This window comes from Frankia sp. CcCS3 (genome assembly GCF_977927575.1).
The window spans coordinates 1-6,221 of the sequence record NZ_CDWRCL010000238.1 but is presented as its reverse complement, the minus strand read 5'-3'; the positions used below and the strand labels follow the sequence as shown (position 1 = coordinate 6,221).

At 74.1% G+C, this 6,221-nt stretch carries 7 protein-coding genes and 1 pseudogene; 1 reads left to right on the top strand and 7 read right to left on the bottom strand.

Going from position 1 to position 6,221, the window contains the following annotated elements:
• The 3 genes and pseudogenes from AC08OQ_RS16880 to AC08OQ_RS16870 form a co-directional block, all read right to left on the bottom strand.
• Positions 1-291 (bottom strand): hypothetical protein (locus tag AC08OQ_RS16880; RefSeq protein WP_476612187.1); only part of this gene is annotated, 291 nt, incomplete at its 3' end.
• Between the two features lie 42 nt (positions 292-333).
• A pseudogene (locus tag AC08OQ_RS16875) lies at positions 334-495 on the bottom strand (class II glutamine amidotransferase); the annotation flags it as partial.
• A 306-nt stretch (positions 496-801) separates the two neighbouring features.
• Entirely contained in the window at positions 802-2,817 is a 2,016-nt protein-coding gene (locus AC08OQ_RS16870; RefSeq protein ID WP_476601899.1) for a WD40 repeat domain-containing protein, read from the bottom strand.
• A gap of 198 nt (positions 2,818-3,015) precedes the next feature.
• Here AC08OQ_RS16870 and AC08OQ_RS16865 point away from each other — a divergent pair, with 198 nt between their 5' ends.
• Positions 3,016-3,642, top strand: coding sequence for a hypothetical protein (locus tag AC08OQ_RS16865; protein ID WP_476601898.1), 627 nt, complete (start codon positions 3,016-3,018; stop codon positions 3,640-3,642).
• Between the two features lie 39 nt (positions 3,643-3,681).
• Here the strand turns inward: AC08OQ_RS16865 and AC08OQ_RS16860 are convergent, their stop codons facing one another.
• From AC08OQ_RS16860 to AC08OQ_RS16845, 4 genes are all read right to left on the bottom strand, one after another.
• Positions 3,682-3,939: a hypothetical protein gene (locus tag AC08OQ_RS16860; RefSeq protein WP_476601897.1), complete on the bottom strand. Its 258-nt coding sequence runs from the start codon at positions 3,937-3,939 to the stop codon at positions 3,682-3,684.
• A complete protein-coding gene (locus AC08OQ_RS16855) occupies positions 3,909-4,487 on the bottom strand; it encodes an ATP-binding protein (protein WP_476601896.1) in 579 nt (192 codons plus the stop codon). Before AC08OQ_RS16855 ends, AC08OQ_RS16860 begins: the two co-directional genes overlap by 31 nt.
• Before the next feature lie 15 nt (positions 4,488-4,502).
• Positions 4,503-4,961 (bottom strand): hypothetical protein, encoded by a 459-nt coding sequence (locus tag AC08OQ_RS16850; protein ID WP_462187022.1) that lies wholly within the window; start codon positions 4,959-4,961, stop codon positions 4,503-4,505.
• Positions 4,962-4,963: 2 nt separating this feature from the next.
• A partial coding sequence (locus AC08OQ_RS16845) for a hypothetical protein (RefSeq protein WP_476612186.1) occupies positions 4,964-6,221 on the bottom strand: 1,258 nt, incomplete at its 5' end.

Below are 6,221 nucleotides of genomic sequence, written 5' to 3'. Positions count from 1 at the left end.
GGCGGCGGTCGCCGCTGTCCAGGCTTTGTCGGTGACGATCTCGATGCTGAGGGTGGCCTTGTAGCTGTGGCCATGGATCCGGCCTCTGGCGGTGTTGGCGGCGTAGACGGAGATCGCGCGTTTGACGACGCGGGGGCTGACCCGTAGTCGCCGGTCGGGCATCGGCCGGGCCAGGACGGCACGGCCGATCTTCCCGACCAGATCGATGACGCTGTCCTCGATGACCCCGGCGGCCTTGACGAGCTGGTCACGGGCGGTCTCGAGGTCCAGCGCCTCCAGGTTCTCGATCACCCCGTTGTGGGCGAAGATCCGGCCGTCCTGGACGAACGGGTGGGTGTTGCGGAGGTCGACCGCGCCGGTGGAGGCATGGCGGACATGCGCGACGAAGGTCGTGGACTCGACGTTGCGGGCCTCCCGCGCGAAGGCGGTGTCAGCGCGGCCCGCGATCGGCTGTTTCGCCAGGTACGGCTCGCCGTCCCCGTCGAACGTGCCCAGGCCGGCCCCGTCGGGCGGGCGGACGTCCCGCCCCCCGCGGGCTGTCCGTGGCGTCCAGCAGCCAGAACGTCGCGCTCACCCGCTTGCGCCCACTGCTCATCGCGAACATGTGGCACATGGCACCGTCCCCTCGACCCACCCCGTCACCGGGGCGACAAGGTCAACCGTCGGCCCCGCAGCTCTCAGTAACCCCGCCGGCCCGGTCGCCGTAAGGACCCGACCAGCAGCACCGGGAGCCTTCCCCATGCCATGAGGTGGCACCCATCCGCCGTGCCACGGGCCGGCCTTGCCGCCCGGCCCGCCGGGTCAGAAGGTCCACAGCTTGACGGTGGCGTCGGCGCCGGCCGACGCGAGCTTCTCGCTGCCGTCCGCCAGCCGCAGGGATGCCAGCGCACGAACTCCGTCAGTGTGGTCGACGAGCGCGGCACCCACCTGGGTATGCGACACCGGGTCCCAGAGCCGGATGGACCGGTCGTCCCCTCCAGGCGCCACCAGCGGCTCCCCACCGCCGGCGAGCGCCGCCACCGCCCGCACACCGGCGGTGTGACCCCGCAACTCTCCGACCGCGGTGGCCGCCACCGGGTCCCACAGCCGCACAGCCGCGTCGTCCCCGCCGGAGACCAGCAGCGGCCGACCGGCGACCACCAGCGCGGCCAGGGCGCGTACCGCACCGTTGTGCCCGGTCAGCGGCCGCCCGAGCGCCGCGCCGGTCAGGAGATTCCACAACCGGACGGTGCCGTCGTCGCCGCCTGAAGCGATCATCGGGACGCCGGCGACGAGCGTGACGACCGCGAGCACAGCACCCTCGTGGCCGCGCAGGGGCTGGCCGACCGGCTGCCCGGTCGCCGCGTCCCACCGCCGCACCGTCGCGTCGACACCGGCCGAGACCACCAGCGGCTGACCGGGCTGCCCGCCGGCCGTCACCGCCCGCACGGCCCCCGAATGGCCCGTCAGCGGCGCCCCGACCGCCACCCCGGTCACCGGGTCCCACCGGCGCACCGTCCGGTCCCCACTCCCCGAGACCACCAGCGGACCGGTCGTCGCGCTGCCGGGTGGGGCCGCGACCGACAACACCGCCCCGGTGTGACCCAGCAGCGGCTGGCCCACCGGCTCGCCGTCAGCCCTCCACAGCCGCACTGAACGGTCCTGGCCGGCCGAGGCCAGCAGTGCATTCCCGCCGGCGAGCCCGCCCACCGCGGCGAGCGCCAGCACCGGACCCGCGTGGCCGGTCACGGTCTGCGCGACCGGCGCCGACCGTTCCGGCGTCCACAACCGCACCGTGCTGTCGACGGAGCCAGACGCCAGCATCGAGCGCCCGTCCGGCATCGGGACCGCGGCCAGCGCGGTGACACCGGACTCGTGGCCGGCGAGTGGGGGGCCGACCTGCTGGCCACTGGCAAGATCCCACAGCACGATGTCCCCCCCGTCGATGCCGGCCGCGAGCAGCGTCCGCCCGTCCCGCAGCGGCAGCGCGGCCAGCTCACGAACGCCGCCAGGCAGGACGCGCGGCAGCCCGACGGGATCGAGGGTTCGCACGTCCCGTAACACCACGAGACGGCCGAAGCTGTGGGCCAGCAGCGGCTGGCCGTCGGCACCCGGCACCACCACCGCCGCCCCCAGCTCCGCCCCGGCGTCACGCGCAACCTCGGTCATGTGGGCGTGCTCGTCGGTCAGCCAGTCCATGCTCCACAGTCGCAGGGCGCCGAAGGCACTGGCCATGACCAGGTGAGCCCTGCCGTCCAGGTGAACGACGCTCAGGCACCTCAGCAAGTCGAACTGGTCCAAGGGGTGCCACGGCAGCCGGGCGACGACGGACAGGGCGGGCAGGTCCAGCAGGACGACCGATCCCTCGTCCTCGCCGAAGATCAGCAGCCGCCGGCCGTCAGCAAGGTTGAGCTGCGTCATACACCGCCCCTGACCGGGCACGGTCGGCCCCACCTGCTGGCCGGTGTCAGCGGCCCACAGGCGGATGTGCGACTCGGTGTGGCTCTCGTGCGGGCCGTCCTCGACGTTCACAGCGGTCCCGGTGGCCACCATCCGGCGCCCGTCGGGCAGGACGAGCGGCGTGACGGTGCCGACGAAGTCGTCCGGCTCCAGACTGATCGGTTGCCCCGCCGACTGCCCCTGCGGGGTCAACCTCACCAACTCGGTACCTGGTGCGGCAACGCTCGCGAAGACCAGCACCCGGCCGTCGGCCATCGGCACGGACCCGACGCCGAACACGTGGAAAATCTGTGGCAGGATCCGGACTGTGGCGCCGGCCTCCCACCCGTCGAACGCCGTTGCCATCGCCCACCCGTAGTTGTCGTCGAACGCATCCACCAGAGCGCAGGTAACCCAAGATCACATTACTCGGGCGGCGCGGCGCCTGAGCCTGTCGAGTGGGACCTGCCCTCGTCGGCTGCCGGACACCTTCGGCTGTTGCGACTCGGACCCGGGCCGTCATTTGGGCCTGATCGCCATGGCCGGCTCGGTATCGTGCGAACCGGCAGGTTGGATCACGAGAGCGTGGAGGCACAGGTGGTTTTCGACTACACGACCGAGTTCCCGCGCGAGGACCCCAACGTGGTGCCGAGGTTCACGCGCAGCTTCCACCACCAGGACTGGTTTGACGGCGTCAGCACGGTGCAGGCCGAGCGGAACGGAGCCGAGGAGGGGTTCAACCTCCGCTTCCACCGGATCGAGAGCGACCTGGACGGGCTGAGCGCCGACGGCCGCGTGTCGCTGACCGAGCTGGCCCGGGTCCGGGCGGACCTGCACGACCTGCTCGGCAAGATCCGTACCGAGCTGCGCCGGCTCGACACCCCGTTCAGCGAGGCCTGGACCACGCCGCCGCTGGCCGGCACCTGGCGGCGCGCCACCACCACCACCGACGACCTGCAATTCAACCCGCCCGGCTACCTGAAGGACCGGTCCGGCGTGGTCCACCTGCGCGGGGCGCTGACCGGTGGTGCGGAGGCCACCGTCGCCGCGTCACTGATCTTCACCTTGCCACCCGGCTACCGGCCGAGCACCCGGCAGATCTTCAGCGTCTTCAGCTCCGCGGGCACCACGCGCATCGACGTCCTCGACACCGGCGCCGTGGTCGCCCGCAGCACCCACGGCAGCTTCCTGTCGTTGGACGGGTCCACCTTCCGGCCGGACTGACGGGTCCACCTTCCCGCCGGGCCTGGGAGCGCCCGGTCCTCACCGCAACGTCCACGTGCCGCGGAACCGTTCGGTGGCCGCGGCACAGAGGTCCTCGCCGACGGCGGTCCGCGCCGGCGCGCCCGGCGGCCGGGCATGGGCACCCACAGCCAGCGCAACCTGGTAGGCCAACGCCTGGCAGCGCGCCGCCCCGAGTCCGGGGTCGGCAGCCCACGCCGCCACCACGGCTGCCGGCACGACCAAGCCCAGGGCGGCGAAGCCGGCCCTCAGCCCGGCCTCGATCTCCGGTGCGGACAACGGTGGCACCGCGAGGCCGGTGCCGCCGTGCCTACCGCGATCACCACCGGACCCGGACCGCCCGGAACGGCGGCCAGCACCGCCTGCCAGCCGTCCGCGGGCAGCTTGTGCACGTCGTCGAGCACCCAGGCGTGGCCGGCCCGGCCTAGCTGCCCCACCAGCCGGCCCACCGGCACACCCGGGATGCCGGCACGGCGCCGTCCCGGCAGGTTGTCCAGGTAGTCACGCACGCCCATCGGCGCCACCGCCCGGGTCACGGCGTCCCAGCCGTCCGGCGCGGCGCCCAGACCGGCCAGCGAGACCGCCACGTCCAGCAGGTGCTCAGCCGCCGTCCACCGCCGGTCGCAGGTGGTCGTCACCGCCGAGCAGCCAAGGTCGAGCAGGACCTCCTCCACCAGCGACGACTTGCCGGCGACAGGCGGCCCGTGCACCAGCACCAGCCGCGGGGAGTCCCGCAGCAGCGCGGTCAGCGCCGCGTGCAGGCCCGGCCGGGGTCCACGGGCCCGGCCCGGCCGGCCGAAGGGGTTGAAGACCTCCTCGACGTTCACCCGCGCCGGATCCGGTCACCCGCGGCGGACGCCGGTCCGGCGGAAGCGGCGGAACACCCGGGCCGTGGTCACCGGCAGCGGGTCGGCGGTCCCGTCGCCGTCCACGTCGAGGTGGCGGCGCCGGATCGCGAACGTGTTCGCCTGGATCCCGGCCGGCACGGTCCGCTCGACCACGTTCATCAGGAACTCGTACTGGTCCAGGTTCAGCGTCGCGCCGGCCGGCAGTTCCAGCCGTACCTGGTACGGGTCGGCCAGCTCGCTGCTCCGGTAGGCGAGGGTGACCAGCAGCGTGATCCCGGTGCCGGCCGGGCGCACCATCGCCGCGGAGCCGCCGGAGTCGATCGCGGCCGGCAGCCCGGTCACCGGCAGCGCGTGCCAGCTGACGCCGGAGGTCCGCCGGCCGGACAGGTTGAGGCCGCCCAGCGGCAGGCCGCGGGTGGACACCACGACCAGGACGCGGTTGGTCTCCAGCACCGCTACGCCACGGCCGCGGCCAGCCCGTGCCCGGCGAGCGCCTGCACCAGGTCGAGGGCCTCCCGTGCCCCGTCGCCGGCACGCCAGAGCGCCCCGATCGACAGGTCGATACGCAGCGTCACGACCTCGGAGTCCGGGACGGATACGGCCTGCGCGGCGAAGTCCGACTCCGGGGTGGCCACCGCGAGCCCGGCCCCGGTCAGCACCGCGACCAGGCCGGGTGCCGCGACGGCTTCCCAGGACCCGCGCTGCTCGCTGCCCCGAACCACCTGCCACGGCGGGTGCCCAGCCGCCTGCCACGCCCTCAGCGCCTCGTCCAGGGCCAGGTCAAGCGCGGAGCGGCCCACACCGTCGCCGAGACCGGCGTTCACCGCGGCGGAGGGCGACGCCTCCTCCCATGGGGTGTCCGGGCGTCGGACCGTGCCGCCCGGACCGAGGTCCGGCCACACGGTCGCCGTTGCGCGGGCGCAGTCATAGGCCAACACGGCAGGGCTCTGCGGAGAGTCAACGCCGGAGAGTGCCGCGAGGTGGGTCACGCTCCGCCGTCCCACCTGGTGGTACGCCGCGAGCACCGGCACACCGTCGGCGAACGACGACCACAGCTCCACCCGGCCGGCATCCCGGTCGACGCCCAGCACCTGGTCGCCGGGCAGCGCGGCCAGCAGGGTGAGCCCCGGCCGCCACCCCGGCCGCTTCCAGCGGACGGTGACCTCCAGCCCACGGTCGTCCGGCCGGAGACGAAGGGCGAGCAGGTGGAGGTCGCCGCTCACGCTGTCGTAGCAGAGCACGTCGTCGTGGCCGCCGCCCGGCGCCGCCACCGGAGCCAGGTGCGTCCAGCGGCCCAGGCTGGGGCCGTCCACCGCCAGCACGGACAGCGAGCCGGTCGTCCGGTGGTACAGCAGGAGCACGGGACCGCTGCTGCCCGCCAGCCGCATCGGCACCGCGTGTGTCCAGGCGAGCAACTGGTCGCGGGTGACGACTGCGTCGATGGACAGGCCATCCTCGCCCCTGGTCACCTCGACGACCAGGATCGACCGTTCGGCCGGGTAGGTCAGCACGGCCCGGCCGAGCCGACCTCCGCCCGGGCCTTCGCCACCGGACCCGCCGGAGTCCTCACGCAGCACGACGGCGTCCTCGGCGCCCGGCGGGAAGCCGTTCTGCGCAAGGACCTGGGTCCCGCCGCGGGCGTCCACGGCGGCGACCGCCAGGCCGCCGGCGTGCGCCCGGCCGAGCAGCGCCAGCGGCCGTCCCGACCCCGGC